The following is a 23,467-nucleotide window of genomic DNA, read 5'->3' on the forward strand; positions in this document are numbered from 1 at the left end:
CGGACGGGGGCTCTCGAACCCGTCCGGACCACCGGTCGCCAGAGCCCTACCCGCGATCGGCCGCTCCATGCGCGCTCAGCGCCGGCCGGTCGAGCAGATGCCCGAGCAGGTCCGCCAGGACCCTCGTACCGTCCTGGCTCAGCACCGACTCCGGGTGGAACTGCACCCCGGCGAAGCCCGCGCCGCGCAGCGCGTGCACCGCGCCGTCGGCCGGGTCGCGGGACACCTCGACCGGGCCGTACGGGCCGGCGACCCGGTCGGCGTCGGCGCGGGCGGTGAAGCTGGCGTAGAACCCGACCCGGCGGGTCGTCCCGAACACCGGCACGTCCCGCGGCAACCCCTGGTACGGGGCGTCGCGGCGGTGCAGCGGCAGGCCCAGCAGCCCGGCGAGCAACTGGTGGCCCAGGCACACCGCGAGCGTCGGCCGGCCGGACGCGAGCAGCTCGGTCAGCAGCGTCCGCAGCGCCACCATCTTCGGCGCGGTCGCGTCCCGCGGGTCACCCGGCCCGGGGCCGACCACCACCAGGTCGTAGCCGTCCAGCGGGCCCGGGTCCGGCCAGTCCCGGCGGGTCACCGCCAGGCCCAGCGCGCCGAGCTGGTGGGCCAGCATGCCGGTGAACGTGTCCTCGCCGTCGACGATCAGCGCCCGGCGCCCGGCCAGCCCGCGCAGCGCGAGCGCGCCCGGTTCCCGCTGCTCCAGCCAGAACCGGGCCAGCGGGGCGTTGCGGGCGGCCAGCGCGGCGCGTACCTCGGGGTCGTCGGCGTACCGGACGGCCGGTTCGGTGGCCGAGCGCGGCGCGTCCGGGCCGAGACCCAGCGCGGCCAGCACACCGGCGGCCTTCGCGTGCGTCTCGGCCACCTCCCCGGCGGTGGTCGAGTGCCGGACCAGCGTCGCGCCGACCGGCACCCGCAGCGCGCCGGTGGGGGAGATCTCGGCGGTACGGATCAGGATCGGCGCGTCCAGCGTCTGCCGGCCCTGCTCGTCGCGGCCCAGCAGTGCGAGCACCCCGGCGTAGTAGCGCCGGCCGGTGCGCTCGTGCCGGGCGATCACCCGGCAGGCGTTCTCCATCGGGCTGCCGGTGACGGTGGGCGCGAACATGGTCTCCCGCAGCACGTCGCGTACGTCCCGGGAGCAGCGCCCGGCCAGCAGGTACTCGGTGTGCGCCAGGTGCGCCATCTCCTTCAGGTACGGCCCGACCACCTGGCCGCCGTGCTCGGCGACCACGGCCATCATCTTCAGCTCCTCGTCCAGCACCATGTACAGCTCCTCCACCTCCTTCTCGTCGTGCAGGAAGCGCAGCAGCTCAGCCCGGTCGACGGTCTCGCCCCGGTGCCGGAACGTGCCGCTGATCGGGTTCATCTCGACCAGCCCGTCGGCGACGCTGACGTGCCGCTCGGGGCTGGCGCCGACGAGGATGCGGGTGCCGGTGTGCACCAGGAACGTCCAGTACGCGCCCCGTTCGCGCAGCAGCAGCCGGCGCAGCGCGGCCAGGGCCGCCGCAAGCGGGTCGCCCTGCACTGTGGCGCGCATGGTGCGGTGGATGACGAAGTTCGCCCCCTCGCCCCGGCCGATCTCGTCGGCCAGCACCCGTTCCACGATCGCCGCGTACTCGTCGTCGGCGATGTCGAAGCCGGCGTCGCGGGTGCGCACCTCGGCGTCGGGCAGGTCGTCGAGCACTTCGGCCAGCGGTATCCGCCGGTGTGCCTCGACCGCCAGGAACTCCAGCGGCAGCCCGTCGTCGACGCACTCGAAACCGCGTTCGGTGACCTGCCGGAACGGCACCAGGGCCAGCGCGTGCGGACCGGCGCCGTCCTCGGGCAGCGGCAGGTCGGCGAGCCGGCCGGCGGTGCGTACCGGGCCGGTGAACAGGTCGAGGTGGTCGGCGCCCTCGCGGCGGACGAGCGCGAACGGGCCGGGGTCGCGGCCGGCCGCGACGGCGGCGAGCGGGTCGGACGGGCGGGTCATCGGGTCTCCTCGGTGGGCCGGTGGCCGCCGGTGAAGGCGACCCGGGATGCCGGGGAAGACCGGCGGCCGCCTCGTCGGGCGGCCGCGTGGGGAAGCTACGCGCGGGGGTGGGCCGCCGGGTCGGCGGGCCACCAGCAGGACAGGTGCGCGGGCATGACGATCACTGTACGCGATCGGCAGGCGCCGTGGAACCCGATCGCGCGTCACCGGGTACGGATCTTGGCGTGACCGCCGGTCCCGCCGGGTAGGTTGACCGGCGATGGACATTCTCGCTCTGGACCTGGGCACCTCCTCGGTGCGCGGCCTGGTGCTCGACGCGGACGCCGTGCCGCGCCCGGGCGCGCTGGCCCGGCGCCGGGTGCGCCTGGTCACCGGGGACGACGGCAGCGGGACGCTCGACGGCCCGGCCTACCTGGCGTGCCTGGTGGAGTGCCTGGACGAGCTGGCCGCCGGCGGGCACCTGCGGGACGTGGACCTCGTGGCCACCTCCGCGCAGTGGCACTCGGTGCTGCCGGTGGCACCCGACGGCACACCGTCGGGGCCGGTGCTGACCTGGCTGGACACCCGGCCGGAGCCGCTTCCCGGAGCGACCGGGCCGGCCGACCCGGCGGACTTCCACGGGCGTACCGGCACCTGGTGGCACCGCTGCTACTGGTCGGTGCGGCTGCCCTGGCTGCGTGAGCGCGTCGACGGGTCCGCCCGCTTCACGGGGCTCGCCGAGTACGTGCTCGGCACGCTGCTCGACGACGCGCCGATGTCGATCTCGCTGGCCTCCGGCACCGGGCTGCTCGATCTGCGCCGCCTGGACTGGGATCCGGAGGCGTGCGAGCTGGCCGGCGTACGCCCGGATCAGATGCTGCGGCTGGCCCCGGACGGCTGGCACGGCCGGCTGAACGCGGCGTACGCGCGGCGCTGGCCGCAGCTGGCCGGCGCGCGGTGGGCGCCGCCGGTCGGCGACGGCGCGGCCGCCAACGTCGGCTCGGGCTGCGTCGACCCGACCCGCGCGGCGGTGACAGTCGGCACCTCCGCGGCGGTCCGCATGATCCAGGCCGTGCCGGCCGGTGCGGAGCCGCCGCCGCTGCCGGAGCAGCTCTGGCGGTACCGGGTCGACCACAACCACGTGGTGACCGGCGCGGCGTACTCCAGCGGCGGCAACCTGTTCGCCTGGGCGGCGCGCGAGCTGCGGCTGCCGGAGGGCACGGAGCTGGAGGCGGCGCTCGATCGCGTCGCCGGTTCGGTGCGGGCGAACCCCCGCTTCGGCGGCGACCGGCCACCGGGGGTCGCCCCGGCGGGCTCGGGGGAGTTGCGCGGGCTCAGCTTCGGCACCACAGCCGTGGACATCCTGGCCGGGCTGATGAGCGGCCTGTGCCGGCTCGTCGCGGACGACCTGACGCTGCTGGAGGCCGGTATCGGCGAGCCGATGGAGGTGATCCTCGGCGGTGGGGCGCTGACCGCCTCGCCGTGGTGGCGCGGGGCGTTCCTCGACGTGCTCGCGCCCCGCCGGGTGTGCTGGCAACGCAACCCGGAGATCGGCGCCACCGGCGCCGCGCTCGTCGCGCTCGGCCGGCTCACGGAGGCGGACGAGATCGCCGGGATCGGCCGGACGGACGAGGCCGCCTCGCACGCGTGACCGTCCACCCGAGGCGCTGACCGTCCTGGTCATGCCGTCCGGGCGGCCGTTGACACCGACCGACGGCCTGATTGGATGGACTCCGCTCCCCGACGTGGTGGGGCGGGACGAGGAGGCAACCGTGGGCGCAGCTCCCGACCCGGCTCGCGGTGCGGCCCCTGCGCCGCACCGGCGGCGCTCCGGGTTCCGGCTGCGGGACTGGCGGATGGGAACCAAGCTCGCCACGGTGCTGGTGATCCCCTCTCTGGCGTTCCTCGTCCTGGCCGGCATCCAGACCCGGGGGCTGGTCGGGCAGACCACCACGCTGAGCGCCTTCGCCGAGCAGGTCGGCATCGGCCGGCAGATCTCCACCGCCGTCGACCGGCTCCAGCACGAACGGGACCGCACCGCGGGCGAACTGGCCGCGCTGCGCCGTGCCGGCACCGGCGCGGACCGGGACGCCGCGGTCGCCGCGCTCAAGCCGCTCCAGGAGGCCACCGACCGGGCGATGGCCGAGCTGCGCGCCGCCGCCGCGCCGCTGGCCGACGCGGACGCCGCCTGGCGGGTCTCCTACTCCGAGGCGCTCGAGGCGTACGACCAGGTGGTGAACATCCGGGCGGCGGTGGCGCCGGCGGTGCTCTCCAGCGACACCGTGCTGAGCAACTACCACCGGTCGATCGCGGCGCTGCTGAGCCTGCTGGCCGAGCCGTCGCCCGGCAGCGGGCGGCAGGAGCTGACCGAGGCGGTGCTGCGGTACGTGCAGCTGTCCCGGGTGAAGGAGCTGTCCTCCCGCATCCGCGCCGAGCTCTACGCCGCCGCCCGGTCCGGCCGGTACGAGGCCGACGACCAGGTGACGCTCAGCGACCTGCGGGCCCAGCAGCTCACCGCGCTCGGCGCGTTCCGGGTCGCGGCGACCGCCGACCAGATCCGCCGCTACGACCGCACCTCGGTCGACCCGGCCTTCGTCGCCGCGACCCGGTTGGAGGAGCGGACGCTGCCCGGCGGTGACGCGAAGCCGGTCCTGCTCGATGCGACCCAGTGGTGGGCGGCCAGCGAGCAGCGGCAGGAGCTGTTCCGCCAGCTGGAGAGCGAGATCGTGGCCGACGCGGTACGCCAGGCCGACGACGCCAGCGCCCGCCAGCTGCGCGACACGCTGCTGGTGGCCGGCGGGATCGCCACTGTGCTCCTGGTCGCGGTGCTGATCTCGCTGCTGGTCGGCCGGTCGGTGGCCCGCGCCATGCGGCAGCTGCGCGGCCAGGCGCTGCGGATCGCGCAGGTGGACCTGCCGCTGACTCTGCAACGGCTGCGCACTGTGGACCGCCCGATCGGCGCGATCGACGTACCGCCCTCGGTGATCGACTCGCAGGACGAGATCGGCGAGCTGGCGGAGGCGTTCGTGGCGGTGCACCGCAGCGCCGTCGACGTGGCGGTCGAGCAGGCGATGATGCGGCGCAACGTCAACGCCATGTTCGTCAACCTGGCCCGGCGCAGCCAGGTGCTCGTCGAGCGGCAACTGGAACTGCTCGACGAACTCGAACGCGAGGAGAGCGACCCGGAACAGCTGGAGAACCTGTTCAAGCTCGACCACCTCGCCGCCCGTATGCGCCGCAACGACGAGAGCCTGCTGGTGCTCGCGGGCACGGAGTCGACCCGGCGGTGGAACCGCCCGGTGGGCCTGGGCGCGGTGCTGCTGGCCGCGAGCGCGGAGATCGAGCAGTACCAGCGGGTGCGCCACGAGAACCGGACCGACCTGCACGTCGTCGGGCACGCGGTGGGCGACCTGGTGCACCTGTTCGCGGAGCTGCTGGAGAACGCCACCGCCTTCTCCCGCCCGGACACCGCGGTGCGGGTGGTCGTCGAGCCCGACGGCCGGGGCGCGCTCGTGCAGATCGTCGACGAAGGGCTGGGCATGAGCCCGTCGGCGCTGGCCGAGGCGAACGCGGTGCTCGCCGAGCCGCCGGCCGCCGACGTGTCGGCCTCGGAACGGATGGGTCTGTTCGTGGTGAGCCACCTCAGCGCCCGGCACGGCGTACGGGTGCGGTTGAGCGCGGGCCGGGAGGGCCTGGTGGCCCGGGTGCGGATCCCGGTCGAGCTGCTGGCCGAGGCGCCCGCGCCGGAGGTGGTCCAGGCGACGCCGGCCCGGCTCGCGCGCGGGACGTCGCAGCCGGCGCTCACCGGCCCGGTCGCCGCGTCCGGTGCGCTCGCCGCGGCGACCGCCGAGCTGCCGGTGGCCGGCTGGCGTCCGGCGCCGGGCCGGCCCGCGGCGCTGCCGATGTCCCCGCTGACCGGGCGGCCGCTGGGTGACGGGACGGATGCCGGGGCCGCCGCGCCGGTGCCGGCCGCCGCGCCGGTGACCGTGCCGCGTCCCCGCCCGGGACGGGCCGAGGACGTGCTCACGCCGGACGCCGGCGCGGCCGGCGGCGGGTGGTTCAGCCGGCAGGGCCCGGCCGCGCCGGCGCCGGGTGTGACGCCGGCACCGGCGGCGACGCCGGTGACCGGAGGGACGAACGAGCGGGGCCTGCCGGTACGCGTTCCGATGGCCCAGCTCGCCTCGGCCGCCCCGGCCGACCGTCCGGCGGTGCGGCACGAGCCGGACCCGGAGGCGGTCGGCGGCATGCTGTCGCGCCTCTACAGCGGGGTACGGCGGGCCGAGGCCGAGGAGACCACCGAGATGTACCTGCCGCGCGATGAAGGAGGACGACGACAGTGACGACGTTGAGCCAGGAGGCACGCGACCTGAGCTGGCTGGTGAACGCGTTCGCCGAGCGGGTTCCGGGGGTGGCGCACGCGGTGGTGGTGTCCTCCGACGGCCTCCTGGTGGCGATCTCGGCGCACCTGCCGCGCGACCACGCGGACAAGCTCGCCGCGGTGACCTCCGGCCTGATGAGCATCACCGCCGGGGCGGCCCAGATGTTCGACGGTGACGTCGTCAAGCAGACGGTGGTCGAGATGGGGCGCGGCTACTTCCTGGTGATGCAGATCCGGGACGGCTCGATCCTGGCCACGCTGGCCGGGGCGGACGCCGACATCGGCGTGGTCGGCTACGAGATGGCGCGGCTGGCCAAGCAGGCGGGCGAGATGCTCACCCCGGCGCTGCGCGCCGAACTCCAGCAGGCGTTGCCGCGCTGAGGTGACCGGTGCCCGGCCGGCGTCGCGCCGGCCGGGCAGCCGTGGCCTACAGACCGTTGCGGCGGATCACGTCGCGGTACCAGTGGGCGCTGCGCTTGAGCACCCGCCGCTGGCTCGCGTAGTCCACGTAGACCAGGCCCCAGCGCTGCTCGTACCCCTCGGCCCACTCGAAGTTGTCCAGCAGCGACCAGACGTGGTAGCTCTCCAGCGGCACCCCGTCGCCGACGGCCCGGTGCGCGGCGGCGAAGTGGTCGCGCAGGAAGGCGACCCGTCCGGCGTCGTCGACGTTGCCGTCCGGGCCGGGCACGTCGGGGCAGGGCAGGCCGTTCTCGGTGATGGTGATCGGCACCCGGCCGTAGTCGCGGGTGACCCGGGTCAGGATGTCGTACATGCCCTCCGGGTAGATCTGCTGCCACTCCGCCTCGGAGGTGGGCCACTTGCGGACCGTGCCGCCGTCGCCGGTGACGTAGATCGGCGTGTAGTACTGCACGGCGAGCAGGTCGACCGGGCTGGAGATGATCTTCAGGTCGCCGTCGCGGACGCCGCGGACCATCCGGCTGTCCGGGCCGAGGTCGTCCACCACGTCCTGCGGGTACGCGCCCTTGAAGATCGAGTCGAGGTAGAGGCGGTTCTCGTAGCCGTCGTGGAGCCGGGTCGCGGCGGCCGACTCGGCGGAGTCGTCGGCCGGGTAGCAGGGGTGCAGGTTGAGCGCCGGGCCGATCCGGCCGGTGAGGCCGGTGGCGCGCAGCGCCTGCACGGCGAGGCCGTGGGCGAGCTGCAGGTGGTGGGCGACCAGGTACGCCGCGTCCTCGTCGCGGATGCCCGGCGCATGGTGGCCCCAGATGTAGCCGTTCTGCACCACGGTCTTCGGCTCGTTGACGGTCAGCCAGACCGGCACCCGGTCGCCGAGGGCGCGGAACACCACGTCGGCGTACTCGGCGAAGCGCTCGGCGGTGTCCCGGTTCTCCCAGCCGCCGGCGTCCTGGAGGGCCTGGGGGAGGTCCCAGTGGAACAGCGTGGCCATCGGCGCGATGTCGCGCTCGTGCAGCCCGTCCACCAGGCGGCGGTAGAAGTCGAGGCCGCGCTGGTTGGGGCGGCCGGAGCCGTCGGCCTGGATGCGGGGCCAGGAGATGGAGAAGCGGTAGCTGCGCAGCCCGAGGTCGCGCATCAGGTCCAGATCCTGGGCGTACCGGTGGTAGTGGTCGGCCGCGACGTCGCCGGTGTCGCCGTTGCGGATCCGGCCCGGCGTGCGGCTGAAGGTGTCCCAGACGGACTCACCCCGCCCGTCCTCCTTCGCGGCCCCCTCGATCTGGTACGCCGAGGTCGCCGCACCCCAGGCGAAGCCGTCCGGGAAACGCAGCCCGCGGTCCGGCTCCGGGTCGGTGGTGCGCTCGGGCGGGCTGTCGCAGCCGCCGAGCGCGACTGTGGATGCGGCGACCCCCGCCGCGGTGGTGCCGGCGAGCCCGGTCCGGGCCGCGCCGGCCGCGGTCGCGGACAGGGCGGCGCGGCGGAGCAGGCGCCGTCGGGTGAGTAACGACATGAGGTTTCTCCTCGGAGTGACGGGCCGCCCTGGGCCGGGAGCGCTCCCATCATAGCCAGGGAGCGGCCGGCCCCGATCCGGCGGTCGCGGCGAGGTGCGGCGCGGCCGGCGGGCGGCCGGAAAGTGGGTGGGCGGGGGCGTCGCTCGGGAACGTCGCTCGCGGCGGCGTGAGCGGCGAGGGGTGGGGCGGATAGCGAGAAAGGCCGTCCGGGTGGCGTGTCACGCCTGTCCCGTCGGCCTCTTTTGCCGTCGACAACGGGGGTTTAGTGTGGGGACGGGGGAGGGCAACCCCCGTCCCCAACGATGGTGCACACACGCACGAAGTGGAATTGGCGTCCGTCGTGCGCGTCGCGCGGGAGCCGGGCCACGCGAGTGGCTCTGGTTCCACCTCCCTCCGTCTGGCGGGTGACGGCCGGCGGCGGCGTCCGGGCTGGTCCGCCGTCGGCCTCTGGGCCGCGCCGGGCACGGGTGCACCCGGCGATCCAGTACTTGTATCACCGTCGATGGAAGCGCTCCCATCGGCGATGCTGCGACTGTAACGCCCGTCACGGGTTTGGAAAAGCCCCTAAACGAGATCGAAACATGGAAGCGCGTATCTGCGCTGGCCGTTGTGGTGGGAGCGCTTCCATGTCACACTCTCGTCACGCCACGCGGAGCCAGTGAACGCGAGCGCGGGCCGCCGAGGGCACCCGGTGACGAACCGGTGCGGCGCCCCGATCCCCGGCACGGCCGGGACGACCACCTTTCCGGACGCCTCCGTCCCCCCGCGTACGCCCCGTCGGCGCGTGGAGGCGCCCTGCCGGGGCCCACGGTCCCGGCCCGGTCCGAGGAGACACCGCCCACATGAGACTTCTGGCCAGACGTCGCCGTACGGCGATGGTCGCCGCCACCGCCCTCGTCATAGGCGGGGTGGCCCTGCCCGCGGGCGCCGCACAAGCCGCGCCCGCCTGCGACGTGACCTATGCGACGAGCGACTGGAACAACGGGTTCACCGCCAACGTCACCATCAAGAACCTGGGTGACGCGCTGAACAACTGGTCGCTGAAGTTCGCCTTCCCGAACAGCAGCCAGCGCGTGACCCAGGGCTGGTCGGCCCGGTGGAGCCAGTCCGGCAGCGAGGTCACCGCGACGAACGAGTCGTGGAACGGCAGCCTGCCCACCGGCGCGTCCACCAGCATCGGCTTCAACGGCAGCTACAGCGGCAGCAACCCGAAGCCCACCGCGTTCACCCTCAACGGGGTCGCCTGCAACGGCGCGCAGACCAACCAGCCGCCGACGGTCTCCCTGAGCGTGCCGTCCGGCCCGTTCGAGGCGCCGGCGGACGTGCCGCTGACCGCGACCGCGAGCGACGCCGACGGCACCATCAGCAAGGTCGAGTTCTACCGCAACGGCCTGCTGGTCAACACCGACACCACCGCGCCGTACGGCTACGACCTGCTCGACCTGCCGGCCGGCAGCTACACCGTGCAGGCCAAGGCGTACGACAACGCGGGCGGCACGGCCGTCTCGGAGAAGTCGTTCACGGTCACCGCGGCGAGCGGGCCGAAGCTGGTCGCCAGCCCGTCGGCGGTCACCGTCGCCGAGGGCGGCAGCGCCACGGTCCGGTACACGCTCAGCGCGGCGCCCACCGCCAACGTGCCGGTGACCCTCGCCGTCACCGGTGACAGCGACATCACCGTCTCGCCGTCCACGCTGACGCTCACGTCGAGCAACTGGAGCACCGGCGTCACCGCCACGGTCTCGGCCGCGGAGGACTCCGACACGGCCGGCGGCACCGCCACCATCACCGCGTCGGCCACCGGCTACGCCCCGATCTCCGTCGTCGCCACCGAGGCGGACAACGACACCCCCGGCGGCGACAACGCCTACATCAAGAAGTTCCTCGACCAGTACGGCAAGATCAAGAACTCGGGCTACTTCAGCCCCGAGGGCGTGCCGTACCACTCGATCGAGACGCTGATCGTCGAGGCGCCCGACCACGGCCACGAGACCACCTCGGAGGCGTTCAGCTTCTGGCTCTGGCTGGAGGCGCAGTACGGCCGGGTCACCCAGAACTGGGCCCCGTTCAACAACGCCTGGACGGTGATGGAGAAGTACATCATCCCGTCGCACGCCGACCAGGCCACCGCCGGCTCGCCTGGCACCCCGCAGTACGCCGCCGAGCACAACCTGCCCAGCCAGTACCCGTCGGCGCTGGAGGCCAGCGTCCCGGTCGGCCAGGACCCGCTGCGCTCGGAGCTGCAGTCCACCTACGGCACCGGTGACATCTACGGCATGCACTGGCTGCTCGACGTGGACAACACCTACGGCTACGGCCGCTGCGGCGACGGCACCACCCGGCCCGCGTACATCAACACCTTCCAGCGGGGCACCCAGGAGTCGGTGTGGGAGACCGTGCCGCAGCCGTCCTGCGACACGTTCAAGCACGGCGGCCCGAACGGCTACCTGGACCTGTTCGTCAAGGAGTCCAGCGCCCCGGCCAAGCAGTGGAAGTACACCAACGCCCCGGACGCCGACGCGCGTGCCGTCCAGGCCGCCTACTGGGCGCTGACCTGGGCCAAGGCGCAGGGCAAGCAGGCCGACGTGGCGGCCACCGTGGCGAAGGCCGCCAAGATGGGCGACTACCTGCGCTACGCGCTGTTCGACAAGTACTTCAAGAAGATCGGCAACTGCGTCGGGGCGTCCACCTGCCCGGCCGGCAGCGGCCGTGACTCGGCGCACTACCTGCTCTCCTGGTACTACGCCTGGGGCGGCGCGTACGACGCCTCGCAGAACTGGTCGTGGCGGATCGGCTCCAGCCACAGCCACTTCGGCTACCAGAACCCGTTCGCGGCCTGGGCCATGACCAACGTCGCGGAGCTGAAGCCGAAGTCGCCGACCGCGGTCTCCGACTGGCAGAAGAGCCTCGACCGGCAGCTGGAGTTCTACACCTGGCTCCAGTCCGCCGAGGGCGGCATCGCCGGTGGCGCCACCAACAGCTGGGACGGCAGCTACGCCCAGCCGCCGGCCGGCACCGCCACCTTCTACGGCATGTACTACGACGTCGACCCGGTCTACAACGACCCGCCGTCGAACCAGTGGTTCGGCATGCAGGCCTGGTCGATGCAGCGCATCGCCGAGCTCTACCTGGAGACCGGCAACGCGAAGGCCAAGGCGCTGCTGGACAAGTGGGTGCCGTGGGCCATCGCCAACACCACGGTCGGCACCAACTGGTCGATCCCGTCGGACATGAAGTGGACCGGCCAGCCGGCCAACTGGAACCCGAGCAGCCCGCAGCCGAACACCAACCTGCACGTCGAGGTGACGGTCAAGGGTCAGGACGTCGGCGTCGCCGGCGCCTACGCCCGCACGCTCATCGCGTACGCGGCCAAGTCCGGCAACACCGCGGCGAAGAACACCGCCAAGGGCCTGCTGGACGCGCTCTCGGCGTCCGCCGACAGCAAGGGCGTCTCGACGCCGGAGAAGCGCGGCGACTACAAGCGCTTCGACGACGTCTACAACGCCGCCGACGGCCAGGGTCTCTACATCCCCAACGGCTGGACCGGGAAGATGCCCAACGGCGACGCGATCGCCCCGGGCAAGAGCTTCCTGGACATCCGCTCGTTCTACAAGAACGACCCGGACTGGCCGAAGGTGCAGGCGTACCTGGACGGCGGTCCCGAGCCGGTCTTCAACTACCACCGGTTCTGGGCGCAGGCGGACATCGCCATGGCGTACGCCGACTACGGCACCTACTTCCCGCAGGGGTGAGGTGACCTCTCCTCCGCAGGCGGGTGAGAGCCCGCCTGCGGAGGAGGCCGACCCGGCCGATGGGGGAACGGAGCGGCCGGGTCGGCGAACGGCCTGACGCCCACGGTCAGGCCGGGTGGGCCGGCCGTCCGGCCGACGCAGCGGACCGGCCGGCCCACCACTCCGCCCGGTGACGACCCATGGCGCGAAAAGGCACGGAAAATTCAGCGGTCCACGGGATCACATCCGGGCCCTGGACGGAGTAACGTAATTGACGGAGAGGCCGCTCCCCCCGTGGCGGCCTCTCCATTATTCTGTGCGCGCCGCCACACCGTCAGTGCCCGCCGGGTCCATCGGGTGCCGCAGCCCCGGATGACCGGCCGGCAGCGAGCGCTGGATCACCACCCAGCTCCCCGCCAGCGCCGCCGCGATCAGCGGCCAGGTCAGCGCCGCCCGCGCCACGGTGAGCGCGACCACCTGCCCGTACAGCCACAGCGGGACGAACACCGCGACCCGCAGCACGTAGGTGGCGGCCCACACCCAACTGGCCCGGCCGTACGCCCGCAGCAGCGCCGGGTCGCGCCGCCACCGGGTCCGCTGGCCCAGCGCCGTGCCGACCACCACACCCAGCAGCGGCCACCGCACCACGATGCTCACCGCCCAGGCCAGCGCGCTCGCCGTGTTGGCGGCGATCTGGAGCAGGAAGAAGTCGGCGGCCCTGCCGGTGCGCAACGCGATGAGCGCTGCCACGCAGACGGCGAGCAGACCGACCAGCACCGAGCGGGGACGGTCGCCGCGCCGCCACCGCCAGCCGGCCACCGCCGTGCCGGTCAGCACCGCCGCGAGCACGCCGCCGCCCAGCCCGCCGAGCACCCAGCCGAGCCCGAACGCCAGTGGCGGAAGCGTCGCGTCCACCGCCCCGCGCCGGCCGCCGAGCAGGTCGGCCAGCGACTCCGGCCGCGGCCCGTCCTCCGGTTGCCGCTGTGGCGTGCCGGTCACGCGCCACCTCCTCGAAATCGCCCGCCTCACCGTACGCCGCCGCCGATGGCGCTCCGCCGCGCGCCGGAGCGGACCTACCGTTAAGTTGTCCGGGTGCGGGAGACGGCGAGGGGTTGGACGGCAGTCTGGTTGGTCGTACTGGCCCTGATCCAGACAGCCGCGTTCGGGCTGGTGTGGCGCTTCGCCGTACACACCGAACTGGGCCAGTGGCTGGACACGGTGGCGCTCACCGGCAACCGGATCGGCCAGGACCGCATCGACGGTCCGGTGGACACGATCCTCAACGCCATGTCGGTGGTGTCGCTGCTGGCCGCGACCGCCGTGATCGGCTTCATCGCGCTGATCCGGGGGCGCAAGGCGCTCGCCGTCACCGCGACGCTGCTCATCGCCGGCGCGAACGTGACCACGCAGCTGCTCAAGTACTACCTGGTCCGTCCCGACTTCGGCATCGACCCGGAACGGGCCGCCGCCGGCAACAGCCTGCCCAGCGGTCACACCGCAGTGGCCGCCTCGGTGGCGGTCGCGCTGATCCTGGTGCTGCCGCGCAAGCTGCGGGTCGCCGGGGCGTTCCTCGGCGCCGGGTACGCCGCCGCCGCCGGCGTCGCCACGCTCTCCGCCGGCTGGCACCGGCCCAGCGACGCGGTCGCCGCGTACCTGGTGGTCGGCGCGTGGGCCGCCGTCGCCGGGCTGGTGCTGCTGTTCTTCCAGCGCGAGCAGGCGGTGGTGGAGCCGGGCGACGCGCACCGGGTGGCCGGCGCCGTGCTCGGCGGCGCCGGCGTGGTGGCCCTGCTGGCCTCCGCGGTGGCGCTGTCCTGGCTCGTCGACCGTTCCACAGTCCCCGTCGAGGCGCTCGGCCGCCGTCCGCTGTTCATCGGGTACGCGGGCAGCGCGGCCGGCATCGTCGGCACGATCGCCGTGGTGGCCGCGCTGGTGCTGGTCGTGGTGCACCGGCTGGTGCCCCGCTGGAAGGGCTGACGCCGGTGCGGACCGTACGGGAGGCGTTCCGGGCCGAGTGCGAACGCCTGGAACGGGTGCTGCGCGACCTGGACGACGCGGCGCTGGACCGGCCCACCCCCTGCCCGCCCTGGCGGGTACGTGACCTGATCGCGCATGTGAGCACCGGAGCCGGACGCCTGGCCGGGATGCTCGCCGAACCCGCGCCGCCCCGGCCCGAGGTCGACGCCGCCGCCTACTTCGGCGCGGCCAAGTTCAGCCCGCCGGTCGACCGGGACCGCATCGACTCGGCCCGCCGGGCCGCGCGGGAGCACCCGGGCGCGGCCGAGGTGGCCGACGAGTTCGCCCGAGCCTGGCGCGCCACCGACGAGGCGGTCGCCGCAGCGCCGCCCGGCCGGGTGGTACGCACCCGCCACGGTGACGCGATGGCGCTGCCGGAGTTCCTGCGTACCCGCGTGGTGGAGGTCGCGGTGCACGGCCTGGACCTGGCCGACGCGCTGGACCGGCCGCCGTGGCTGACCCCGGCCGCGGCGGACGTGGTGGTGGGCGTGCTCACCGGCGGCGTGCCGGTGCCGCCGGGCCTGCGGTGGGACGCGCTCACCGTGCTGCGCAAGGCCACCGGGCGGCTGCCGCTCGCCGGCGACGAGCGCGCCGAGCTGACCCGCGCCGGCATCGGCCGGCTGGCCTTCGGCGGCTGACCTCAGCGCCCGGCGCACCGCCGCAGGTGCTCCAGCACGATCGGGTCGATCCGGCCGGGCACGAAGCGTTCCTCCAGGTTCTCCAGGCCGGTCCAGGCCGCCAGCGCGTCGTCCAGGCCGGCCGGGCCGACCGGGTGACCGGTGGCGGCGAGCAGCTCGGTCACCTCGGCCGCGAGCGGGCCGGTGAGGTCACGCAGCGTGGCCGGGTCGGGGCGGCCGAACAGCATGTGGTGGATGCCGAGCAGGCGGCGCAGCTCGGCGACCGGGTCGATGTGGTCGTCCACGCGCAGGTCCACCAGCTCGTCGCCGGTGCCGGCGTAGCCGCCGTGGCGCTGCACCACGAGCATCGCGGCGCTCTGCCGGCCGCGCCGGTCGCCGCCGGCCGCGTCACCGGCGGTGAGCGCGGCCAGCAGGCGCTGCGGGAACGGCAGGTCGTCGCGGGCCAGCCAGGCGTCGCGCAGCGCGTCGATCACCTGCGGGCCGGTCAGGATGTTGCCCTGCGCGGCCCAGCCGTCGCCGGCCTGCCCGCCCGCCCAGGGGTGGCAGCGCGGTCCGGTCCAGGTGGCCCCGTCGCCGGTCGCCCCCACCACGGCGAGCTGCCGGTCGTCGCGGCCGGGATCGGCGGCGACCAGCCCGGCCACCGCGTCGCCGGCGGTGACGCCGGTACGCAGCAGCGCGAGCGCCTGCGCCCGGTAGGCGAGGTTGGCGTGCGCCTGGGTGGCGACCGCGCCCACCAGTGCCTCGGCCGCAGGCACCAGCGCCCCGGCGGCGAGGAACCGGCTGGCCACCGCCACCCCGTACAGGTGCCCGTCGGCGGAGCGGGCGACGAGCGAGAAGGTCACGCGCGGATCGTAGCCCGGTCGCGGTGTGCCGCACCGGCGTCGCCGCTCAGAACGGCGTCGCCGCCTCCTCCGGCGGGCGGCCCCAGGCGCGGCGCGCGTCGGCCACCGCCACCGCCGTCAGGACCACCGCGGCGAGGATCGCCGCGACCAGCGGCGCGAGGCGCACCAGCAGCGGTACGGGCAGCAGCAGCGCGGCGATCCCCACCAGCCGGGACGGGGAGACGCGGCCGAACACCTCGTACTCGAAGCGGGCCCGGCCGGCCAGGAACACGGCCGGCCCGCCGAGGACCACGGCCATCCAGGGCAGCTCGTTGTGCCCGGCCGGGTGCTCGATGACCAGCTCGTAGCCGATCGCGGTGGCGACCACCCCGATCACCATGACCAGGTGGGTGTCGGCGGCGGACCGTCCGATGGTGGCCGGGTGCGCGGCCCGGGTCACCGCCTCCCCGAGGATCTGCCCGGCCCGCTGCACGTAGATCCGCCACAGCAGCACCGAGGTCGCCAGCGCGACGGCGAACGCGACGACCATGCCCGGGCTGGTGGAGGAGCGGGTGAACGACAGGCCGGCGAGCAGGATCGTCTCGCCGAGCGCGACCAGGAAGATCTGCTGGTAGCGCTCGGCCAGGTGCTCGCCGTGGATGTCCCACCGGGACACCGTCGAGCGGCCCAGGCCCGGCAGCGGCCAGCCGAACCGGGCGGCGAGGTACTCCAGCAGCAGCGCCGTGGTCCACAGCACCACCCGGGCGCTGCCCGGCAGCAGCGCGCCGCCCAGCCAGAGCACACCCGTGGCGCAGAACGTGATCAGCATGCGCAGCTTGAGCCGGCGGTACTGCTGCTTGCGCAGCACGAGCACGAGGATCGCCGGCCGGCTCACCTGTGCCACCACGTACGCGGTGGCGAAGATCAGGCCGCTGTGGCTGAACGCGCGCGGGATCGCCACCCCCATCACCATCGCCGAGATCAACGCGGTGATCACGATGACCTGCAACCACAGGTGATGCGGGTCGTAGCGGCTGGTCGTCCACGCCGTGCCCTGCCACACGGCCCAGAGCGCGAGCAGCAGCAGCAGTGTCTTGCCGCCGCCGGTCACCGCCGACCAGCCGGTCTGCCCGCCCTCCAGCACCAGGTCCTCGAAGGCGCGCGCCGAGATCCGGGTCAGCGCGAACACGTACACGAGGTCGAAGAAGAGTTCCAGGAACGTGGCCCGGTCGGGTCCGCCGCCGGAGCTGCGCAGCGCGGCCGGCTCGGCGGTCCTCACCGCCGGGCCCCGTCCCCGGTCCGACTCATGCGGCAGTCGTAACACTCTTTCCCGGCAACTCGGAGCGGATCACCCATATCTGCCTGGATCTTGCTCCGGGCGCTGCCGGACGGGCACCATCGACGGGTGACGAACCGATGGGGCATGACCGTGCCGCTGGGCGGTATCCCGCTCGCCGACCACGCCGCCGTCTACGCGGCTCTGGACGACGCCGGGTTCACCGACGTGTGGTCGTCGGAGGTGGCCGGCGCCGACGCGTTCACCCCGCTGGCCCTGGCCGCCGCCTGGTCGCCGCGGCTGCGCCTCGGCACCGCGATCACGCCGGTGTTCACCCGGGGGCCGGGACTGCTCGCGATGAGCGCCGCCGCGCTGGCCGAGGCCGCGCCGGGCCGCTTCGCGCTCGGCGTCGGCGCCTCGTCGCCGGTGCTGGTGCGGGACTGGAACGCGATCGGATTCGACGAGCCGTTCAAGCGGACCCGGGACGTGCTGCGCTTCCTGCGGGCCGCGTTGCGCGGCGAGACAGTCGACGGCGCGTTCGACACGTTCGCGGTCCGGCGGTTCACGCTGGAGCGCCCGCCCAGCGTGCCGCCGCCGGTCCTGCTGGCCGCGCTGCGCCCCGGCATGCTGCGCCTGGCCGCCGCCGAGGCCGACGGGGTGATCCTCAACTGGCTGGCCGCCGACGACGTGCCGACCGCGCTCGCCGAGGTGGGCGAGCGGCGGCCCGGCTTCGACGTCGCCGCCCGCATCTTCGTCTGCCCCACCGAGGACACCGCCTACGCCCGTGCGCTGGGCCGCCGCATGATCACCGGCTACCTGACCGTGCCCGCGTACGCCGCTTTCCACAGGTGGCTGGGCCGCCAGGACTCGCTCGGCCCGATGTGGGAGGCGTGGGCCGCGGGGGACCGGCGGGGCGCCTCCGCCGCCGTACCGGACGAGGTGGTCGACGCGCTGGTGCTGCACGGCTCGCCCGAGCAGTGCGTGGCGGCCGTCCGCCGCTACGCCGACAACGGCGTCGACGTACCGGTCATCGCGGTGCTGCCCACGCCGGAGATCACCGAGGGCGGCGCGGCGGCCTGGATGGACCTGCTGCCCCGGCTCGCCCCCGGAAAGGCGGCCTGAGATGAACCTGACCGACCGGGTGGTGGTGATCACCGGCGGGGCCGGTGGGATCGGGGCGGCGCTGGGCCGCCGGTTCGCCGCCGAGGGCGCCGCCGCGATCGTCCTGGCCGACCTGGCCGCCGACGCGGCCCGCGCCGCAGCCGACGCGATCGGCCCGGTGGCCAGTGGTGTCGGGCTCGACGTCACCGACGAGGCGGCGGTGCACGCGCTGGTCGAGGAGACCGAGCGTCGCCACGGCCGGATCGACCTGTTCTGCGCCAACGCCGGAGTGGCCACCGGCGGTGGCATCGACGCGCCCGACGCGGACTGGGACCGGGCGTGGCGGGTGAACGTGCTCGGGCACCTGCACAGCGCCCGCGCCGTGCTGCCCGGGATGCTCAGCCGGGGCCAGGGACACCTGCTGCTCACCTGCTCGGCGGCCGGACTGCTGACCGCCGTCGGCGACGCCCCGTACACCGCCACCAAGCACGCCGCCGTGGGTCTCGCCGAGTGGCTGGCGATCACCTACCGGGACGCCGGCATCCGGGTCAGCGCGCTGTGCCCGCAGGGCGTGGACACCCCGATGCTCGCCGACGGCCTCGCCGAGGGGCACCTGGGCGCCCGGGTGATCGCCGCGTCCGGGTCGATCCTCACGCCGGACCAGGTCGCCGACGTGGTCGTGGCCGGGCTGGCCGAGGAGCGGTTCCTGATCCTGCCGCACCCCGAGGTGGCCGACTACGCGCGGCGCCGCGCCGAGGACCCGGACGGCTGGCAGGCCGGGCTGCGCAAGCTCGTCCGGAAGCTGCGCGCCGGCTCCCCTCAGTCGTGACGGATCGACGGCGATTCAGCCGTCGCCACCGGTTCCGGCTGTCGCCGGCGGAGTTGCCGTCGCCACCGGCTCCGCCGCCGGCGGTCCGGACCGGGTGGGTAGCAGGAGGGCGGCGACTGCTGCGCCGGCCGCCAGTACGCCGATCACGAGCCAGACCGTGGTGATGAGGGGCAACTGCTGCCCGGCGATGCTGCCCGCCGAGGCACCCACGACGGTCGCGGCCATCTCGGCGGCGGAGAAGGCGGATCCGACCCGGCCGAGCTGGCGGTCCGGGGTGTGGCGCTGGACCTGAACCTGGACCAGCATCAGCAACGCGCCACCGGGCAGGCCGGCCAGGGCGATGAAGACCAGCGCGGCGGCGAAGTGGTGGATGAGGAAGAGCCCCGCGAAGCAGAGGGTGATCGCCGCCAGGCAGCCGGTGAACGACAGCCGGAGGAGACCGCTTCGGGACAGCACGTTGCCGACGTACGCGCTGGCCAGGAAGCCGCCGCCCAGCGCGGCCATGAGCACGCCGACATCGCCGGCGTCGCCGCCGAGGACGCTGATGACGTACGGCACGAGAAGCACGTTCAGAGCGGCGTTCGCCATCAGGAAGATGCTGGAGACGCCGAGCGTCGTGCGGAGGACGGGATGCCCGAAGAGGAAGGCAAGACCCTCCCGGATCTGCCCCCGGAAAGCGGCCAGCCAGGACGACGTGCCCGGCCGGCGCCCGTCGTCGGCCACCCGCAGCCGGCCCATTCCGAAGATCAGTACGGCCGAGGCCAGGTACGTCGCGGAGTCGATCAGCACCAGAGCGTCGAAACCCACGAGGGCGTAGAGCGCGCCGCCCAGGGGCGCGCCGGCGAGGCGGACGACGCCGCTCGCCACCGTGTTCCAGGAGTTCGCCGCCTCCAGGTCACCGCCCCGGCCGACGATGGCGGGCACCACCGCCCGGGCCGCGGGCTGGAAGACGTGCCCGATCGCGCTCTCGAAGAACATCACCGTGTAGAGCAGCCACAGCATGCCCGGATCGTCGACCACGACCAGCGCGAGCACGACGGCCATGCGCAGCAGGTCCGCGCCGACCATCACCGCGCGCCGGTCCCACTGGTCGGCCAGCACCCCGGCCAGGGGCGCGAAGACGATCGCGGGCAGGGTCTGCGCGACGAAGGCGAAACCGCTGCTGAGCGTCGACCCGGTCATCGTGTAGACGTGGACCGGTACCGCGACGATCATCAGCCAATTGCCCAGGTTGGACAAGAGCGTACTGGTCCAGAGCAGACGAAAACGCCGGTTCCTGATCCAGATCACCGCTCACCCTACTTCCGTAAGCCGGCCGCCGGTGCCCCACTCAGGACGGCTCGTAGAGGTACCGGCCCGGCGATCCGGTTACGGCTGTTGATCAGCGTCGCCACCGGAGCGGCCCCGGATGGACCGCCCACAGCACCTGTCGCCACCGCGACCGGGCCGAACGCAGCGCGTCGGCGAAGCCGGCGCTCAGCCGTGCGGCCCGCTCCGCCTGTTCCGGCGTGACGCTGCCCGGCGCGAAGCCCGCCTGGTTGAGCAGACCGGCCAGCTCGTCCACCGCCGCGCCATCCGGGTCGCCGTTCGCCGCGCCCTCTCCGGGCCGCGCCGCGCGCGCCTCGGCGAGCGTCCGGCGGGCCCGCTCGGCGACCTCGGCCGCCGCCAGGTCCGGCCCGACCGGGTGCCCGGCCAGCCGCAGCGCGTCGGTCAGCTCCCGCCACGCACCGGCGACCCGCTCGCCCGGGTCACCGGCGTCCAACCGGGAGCGGGTCAGCCGGCGGCGCATCGCCACGAGCATCGCCAGCACCGCCCCGACCACCAGCAGCAGGCCACCGGCACCGCCGCCGACCAGCACCGGCGTGCCGAGCCCACGCTCGCTCCGGCCGGGCGCGGGCGCGGCGGCCGGGGGAGTGGCGCTCGGCTCCTCGGTGGGCGCCGGCACCTCCGACGGCGGCGGATCCTCCGGCTGCGGCCGGAAGTCCTCCTCCACCGGGCGGGGCTCGGAGTCCGGACGCGGCATCGGGTCGAACGGCACCCAGCCGACGCCGTCGAACAGCACCTCCGGCCAGGCGTACGCGTCGGCGGCCCGAACCGGACCGTCGCCCTTCGGCTCGAACCCGACCACCACCCGGGTGGGCAGCCCGGCGAGGCGGCCGAGCACCGCGAACGCGGCGGCGAACTGTTCCGAGGTGCCCCGCTGCCCGCCGCCGTTACGCGGTCCGAACAGGAAGAACGCCAGGTTCGGGTACGCGTGCCCGCTCGGCGCGTCGGCTGTCACCCGGTAGTGCTCGGCCAGGAACGTGGCGATCGCGTCGGCGCGCGCGTACGGGGCGCCGTTCGACTCGGCGAGCTGGGTGGCGAGCCGGCGCACCGGCTCCGGCGCCCCGTCGGCCACCCGCAGCACCCGGGCCACCTCGTCCCCGGCGGGCACGTTCGCGGTGGGCAGCAGGTTCGCGTCCGGGCGCTCCCGCACCGAGGACACCTCGTACCGCAGCCCCGGCGCGAGCCCCTCCGGGCGGATCAGCGTCCCGGTCGCCGGGTCGTACGCCACCCGCGCGCCCGTCACCTCGCGCGGCGTGGGCACCGCCGGCAGCAGCCGGCCGGTCAGGTCGCCGACGGTGATCTCCTGGCGCACCTCGTCGGTGGCCGCGTCCGGGGCCGGCTCGGCGGCGGGCAGGATCCGCCCCGCGTTGCGGTACGTGGCGCCGACCCGCCAGGTCACCCCGTCGTAGTCGCTGAGCACCGCCAGCCGGATCCGCGGCGACCCGCCGTCACCCACACCCGCGACCGTGCGCACGTCGAGCAGCCGCTGGTCCGGGTTCAGCGCCCACCCGGAGATCCGGATCAGCGGGTTCTCGTCCAGCGACTCCACCCGGGGCGGCTCCACGTAGCGGCGCGGGTCGACCGGCCGCTCGTCGACCTGGGCGGCCACCACCGGGGCGAGCAGCGCCGCCAGCGCCACCACCACTGCCAGCCCGGCCGCGCTCGCCGCCATCAGACGCAGCCGCACCGCCGCGCGTACCGCAGGAGTGAGACCGGCGACCGGATCGGGCGCCGGGCCGTCGCGGCGCGCGGGCGTCGCCAGGCCGGCCGCCGCGACCGCCGCGAACAGCACCGTCGGGCCGATCGCCGGATCCGCGTTCGGCCCCACCACGTAGAGCACGCCGGCGTACAGCAGCGCCGGCGGCAGGTAACCCAGCAGCACCCGCCCGGCCCGCAGCGCCACCTCGGCGGCGGTCAGCCCGGCCAGCCACGCCGCGACCACCGGCACCAGCACCGTGTCCGGCGCCGGCTCGACCGGGATCATCGCGGTGAGCAGCCGCGGGATCGCGTTGCGGGCCGCGTCGGCGGCCACCTCGCCGAGCCCGCCCGGCAGCGCCGCGTGCGCGGCGGCCAGCCGCAGCGACAGCAGCGTCCACCCGGTCAGCGCGGCTACCGACAGCGGCGCCACCAGCCAGGACGGCAGCCGCCGCGCGGCCACGCTGACCAGCACCGACCCGGCCGCCGCACCGGCCATGAGCCGGGCCGGCAGCGGGTCCGCGTACACCCGGCCCAGCACCACGCCGGAGAGCGCGACCAGCACGATCAGCGCAGCCGGGACCGGCGCGGCCCGCAACGCCCGGACCGCCCGCTCCGCCGCCTGCTTCCGCGGCGGCGTCACCACCGGCGGACCCCGTCCCACTCGGCGGCGAACGCCGCGCCGTCCGCGGCGTCCAGGACCGTGAGCCCCGCCGCGCCGGCCGCCGTCGGCCCGTCCGCGCCGAACATCCCGACCACCACCGACGGGTACGCGCCGCGCAGCGCGCCGACGTGCCCCAGGTCGTCGCGGCCGCCCGGCCCGGTCAGGAAGACGAGCGTGTCGCCGAGCCGGTCCCGGCGCAGCCGCCCGGTCGCGGCGGGCAGCACGTCCGGCCCGGCGTCCGCCAGCTCCACCGCGGCGAGCCGGTCCAGCGGCCCGGCCGCCCCGGCGGGCTCCACCTCGGCCGGTACGACGAGCAGCATCTGCACCGGCAGGTCCTCCCGCACCGCTGCGGCCACCACCGACGCCGCCGCCTCGCACGCCGACTCGAACGACTCCGCGACACCGCCCGCGCGGTCCGGGTGCGCGGACGCACGGTTGTCCAGCACCACCACCAGGCGCGGCAGGCTGGTGTCCACGTTCTCCCGCACCATCAGCTCACCCACCCGGGCACTGGTGCGCCAGTGCACGCGGCGCAACTCGTCGCCCACCACGTACTCCCGCAACGAGTCGAACGTGATCGACCCGTGCGGCACGCTGTCGGTGCGCCCGTCCAGGCTGCGCCCCGCACCGGTGGGCACCGCGGAGAGCGGGTGGATGCGTGGGTGCACCCACACCGGCACCGTGCCGCCGTAGCCGCGCGCCAGCGCCACCAGGCCCAGCGGATCCCGGCGCACCACCCGCAGCGGCCCCACCGGCACCACCCCACGCCGGTGCGTCGGCACGTCGTACCGCACCACAGTGTCCCGGCCCGGACGCAACCGCAGCAGCGGCACCGGCACCAGCGCCCCGGTGCAGCGGTCCTCGGCCACCAGGTTCGCCGCCCGCAGCCGGCCGGTGTTGCGCACCGTCAGCTCCATCGCCGCCGGCTCACCCCGGGCCACCCGGTCCGGGTCGGCCCGCCGCTGAACGCTCAGCCGGGGCCGCCAGGCCGCATTCACCACGGCGTAGCCGACCGCCACCGCGGCCGCCGCGCCGAGCACCGTCAGCTCCGGGTACGCGTACCGGAACCCCACACCGAGCAGCACCAGGGCGGCGACGAGCAGCCCGATGCCACGGGCGGTGATCCCCACG

General features: G+C 74.8%; 16 protein-coding genes. 8 read left to right on the plus strand and 8 right to left on the minus strand.

The window, feature by feature from the left end; genetic code table 11:
- Positions 1-46 precede the first annotated feature (46 nt).
- Complete coding sequence (locus ML5_RS20580; protein WP_013475984.1) at positions 47-1,966, minus strand: chorismate-binding protein; 1,920 nt, start codon at positions 1,964-1,966, stop codon at positions 47-49.
- A gap of 259 nt (positions 1,967-2,225) precedes the next feature.
- Between ML5_RS20580 and ML5_RS20585 the strand changes: the two genes are divergently transcribed.
- Genes ML5_RS20585 through ML5_RS20595 form a run of 3 tightly spaced genes read left to right on the plus strand, consistent with a single transcriptional unit; the run spans position 2,226 to position 6,704 of the window.
- A complete protein-coding gene (locus ML5_RS20585; protein ID WP_013287302.1) occupies positions 2,226-3,596 on the plus strand; it encodes an FGGY family carbohydrate kinase in 1,371 nt (456 codons plus the stop codon).
- A 31-nt stretch (positions 3,597-3,627) separates the two neighbouring features.
- The gene (locus tag ML5_RS20590) at positions 3,628-6,285 is read left to right on the plus strand and encodes a nitrate- and nitrite sensing domain-containing protein (RefSeq protein ID WP_013475985.1); all 2,658 of its coding nucleotides are present in this window, start codon (positions 3,628-3,630) and stop codon (positions 6,283-6,285) included.
- Between the two features lie 5 nt (positions 6,286-6,290).
- A complete protein-coding gene (locus ML5_RS20595) occupies positions 6,291-6,704 on the plus strand; it encodes a roadblock/LC7 domain-containing protein (RefSeq protein WP_196806755.1) in 414 nt (137 codons plus the stop codon).
- Positions 6,705-6,750: 46 nt separating this feature from the next.
- Here ML5_RS20595 and ML5_RS20600 read toward each other — a convergent pair whose 3' ends face one another.
- Positions 6,751-8,244 carry a GH1 family beta-glucosidase gene (locus ML5_RS20600; RefSeq protein WP_013475986.1) on the minus strand — a complete coding sequence of 498 codons (1,494 nt, stop codon included), beginning with the start codon at positions 8,242-8,244 and terminating at the stop codon, positions 6,751-6,753.
- 852 nt (positions 8,245-9,096) lie between these two features.
- On the opposite strand from ML5_RS20600, the gene ML5_RS20605 reads away from it, so the two are divergent.
- A complete protein-coding gene (locus tag ML5_RS20605; protein ID WP_201766748.1) occupies positions 9,097-11,994 on the plus strand; it encodes a glycoside hydrolase family 48 protein in 2,898 nt (965 codons plus the stop codon).
- A gap of 288 nt (positions 11,995-12,282) precedes the next feature.
- Here the strand turns inward: ML5_RS20605 and ML5_RS20610 are convergent, their stop codons facing one another.
- Positions 12,283-12,972 (minus strand): DUF3159 domain-containing protein, encoded by a 690-nt coding sequence (locus tag ML5_RS20610; protein WP_013475988.1) that lies wholly within the window; start codon positions 12,970-12,972, stop codon positions 12,283-12,285.
- A gap of 93 nt (positions 12,973-13,065) precedes the next feature.
- On the opposite strand from ML5_RS20610, the gene ML5_RS20615 reads away from it, so the two are divergent.
- Entirely contained in the window at positions 13,066-13,947 is an 882-nt protein-coding gene (locus ML5_RS20615; protein ID WP_013475989.1) for a phosphatase PAP2 family protein, read from the plus strand.
- Positions 13,948-13,952: 5 nt separating this feature from the next.
- Entirely contained in the window at positions 13,953-14,624 is a 672-nt protein-coding gene (locus tag ML5_RS20620; protein WP_013475990.1) for a maleylpyruvate isomerase N-terminal domain-containing protein, read from the plus strand.
- 2 nt (positions 14,625-14,626) lie between these two features.
- On the opposite strand, the gene ML5_RS20625 is transcribed toward ML5_RS20620, so the two are convergent.
- Together ML5_RS20625 and ML5_RS20630 are read right to left on the minus strand one after the other, a co-directional pair.
- Complete coding sequence (locus ML5_RS20625) at positions 14,627-15,466, minus strand: DUF1028 domain-containing protein (protein ID WP_013475991.1); 840 nt, start codon at positions 15,464-15,466, stop codon at positions 14,627-14,629.
- Positions 15,467-15,512: 46 nt separating this feature from the next.
- On the minus strand, positions 15,513-16,724 hold the full coding sequence (locus ML5_RS20630; RefSeq protein ID WP_013475992.1) for a low temperature requirement protein A: 1,212 nt from the start codon (positions 16,722-16,724) through the stop codon (positions 15,513-15,515).
- A 144-nt stretch (positions 16,725-16,868) separates the two neighbouring features.
- Here ML5_RS20630 and ML5_RS20635 point away from each other — a divergent pair, with 144 nt between their 5' ends.
- Together ML5_RS20635 and ML5_RS20640 are read left to right on the plus strand one after the other, a co-directional pair.
- On the plus strand, positions 16,869-17,843 hold the full coding sequence (locus ML5_RS20635) for an LLM class F420-dependent oxidoreductase (RefSeq protein ID WP_013287292.1): 975 nt from the start codon (positions 16,869-16,871) through the stop codon (positions 17,841-17,843).
- Between the two features lies 1 nt (position 17,844).
- Entirely contained in the window at positions 17,845-18,651 is an 807-nt protein-coding gene (locus tag ML5_RS20640) for an SDR family oxidoreductase (RefSeq protein WP_013475993.1), read from the plus strand.
- A gap of 15 nt (positions 18,652-18,666) precedes the next feature.
- Here ML5_RS20640 and ML5_RS20645 read toward each other — a convergent pair whose 3' ends face one another.
- The 3 genes from ML5_RS20645 to ML5_RS20655 all read right to left on the minus strand — a co-directional run bounded on the left by ML5_RS20645 (position 18,667) and on the right by ML5_RS20655 (position 23,466).
- Positions 18,667-19,941 (minus strand): MFS transporter, encoded by a 1,275-nt coding sequence (locus ML5_RS20645; protein ID WP_013475994.1) that lies wholly within the window; start codon positions 19,939-19,941, stop codon positions 18,667-18,669.
- A gap of 91 nt (positions 19,942-20,032) precedes the next feature.
- Positions 20,033-22,318 (minus strand): transglutaminase domain-containing protein, encoded by a 2,286-nt coding sequence (locus tag ML5_RS20650; protein ID WP_013475995.1) that lies wholly within the window; start codon positions 22,316-22,318, stop codon positions 20,033-20,035.
- Complete coding sequence (locus ML5_RS20655; protein WP_013475996.1) at positions 22,312-23,466, minus strand: DUF58 domain-containing protein; 1,155 nt, start codon at positions 23,464-23,466, stop codon at positions 22,312-22,314. Before ML5_RS20655 ends, ML5_RS20650 begins: the two co-directional genes overlap by 7 nt.
- Between the last annotated feature and the right edge of the window lies 1 nt (position 23,467).

The organism is Micromonospora sp. L5 (assembly GCF_000177655.2).
Classification (GTDB): domain Bacteria; phylum Actinomycetota; class Actinomycetes; order Mycobacteriales; family Micromonosporaceae; genus Micromonospora; species Micromonospora aurantiaca.

Bases quoted from the DNA above. Each gene is read 5' to 3' on its own strand.
- ML5_RS20580 (WP_013475984.1), bottom strand. From the start codon at position 1,966: ATGACCCGCCCGTCCGACCCGCTCGCCGCCGTCGCGGCCGGCCGCGAC.
- ML5_RS20600 (WP_013475986.1), bottom strand. From the start codon at position 8,244: ATGTCGTTACTCACCCGACGGCGCCTGCTCCGCCGCGCCGCCCTGTCC.
- ML5_RS20590 (WP_013475985.1), top strand. From the start codon at position 3,628: ATGCCGTCCGGGCGGCCGTTGACACCGACCGACGGCCTGATTGGATGG.
- ML5_RS20585 (WP_013287302.1), top strand. From the start codon at position 2,226: ATGGACATTCTCGCTCTGGACCTGGGCACCTCCTCGGTGCGCGGCCTG.
- ML5_RS20635 (WP_013287292.1), top strand. From the start codon at position 16,869: ATGACCGTGCCGCTGGGCGGTATCCCGCTCGCCGACCACGCCGCCGTC.
- ML5_RS20640 (WP_013475993.1), top strand. From the start codon at position 17,845: ATGAACCTGACCGACCGGGTGGTGGTGATCACCGGCGGGGCCGGTGGG.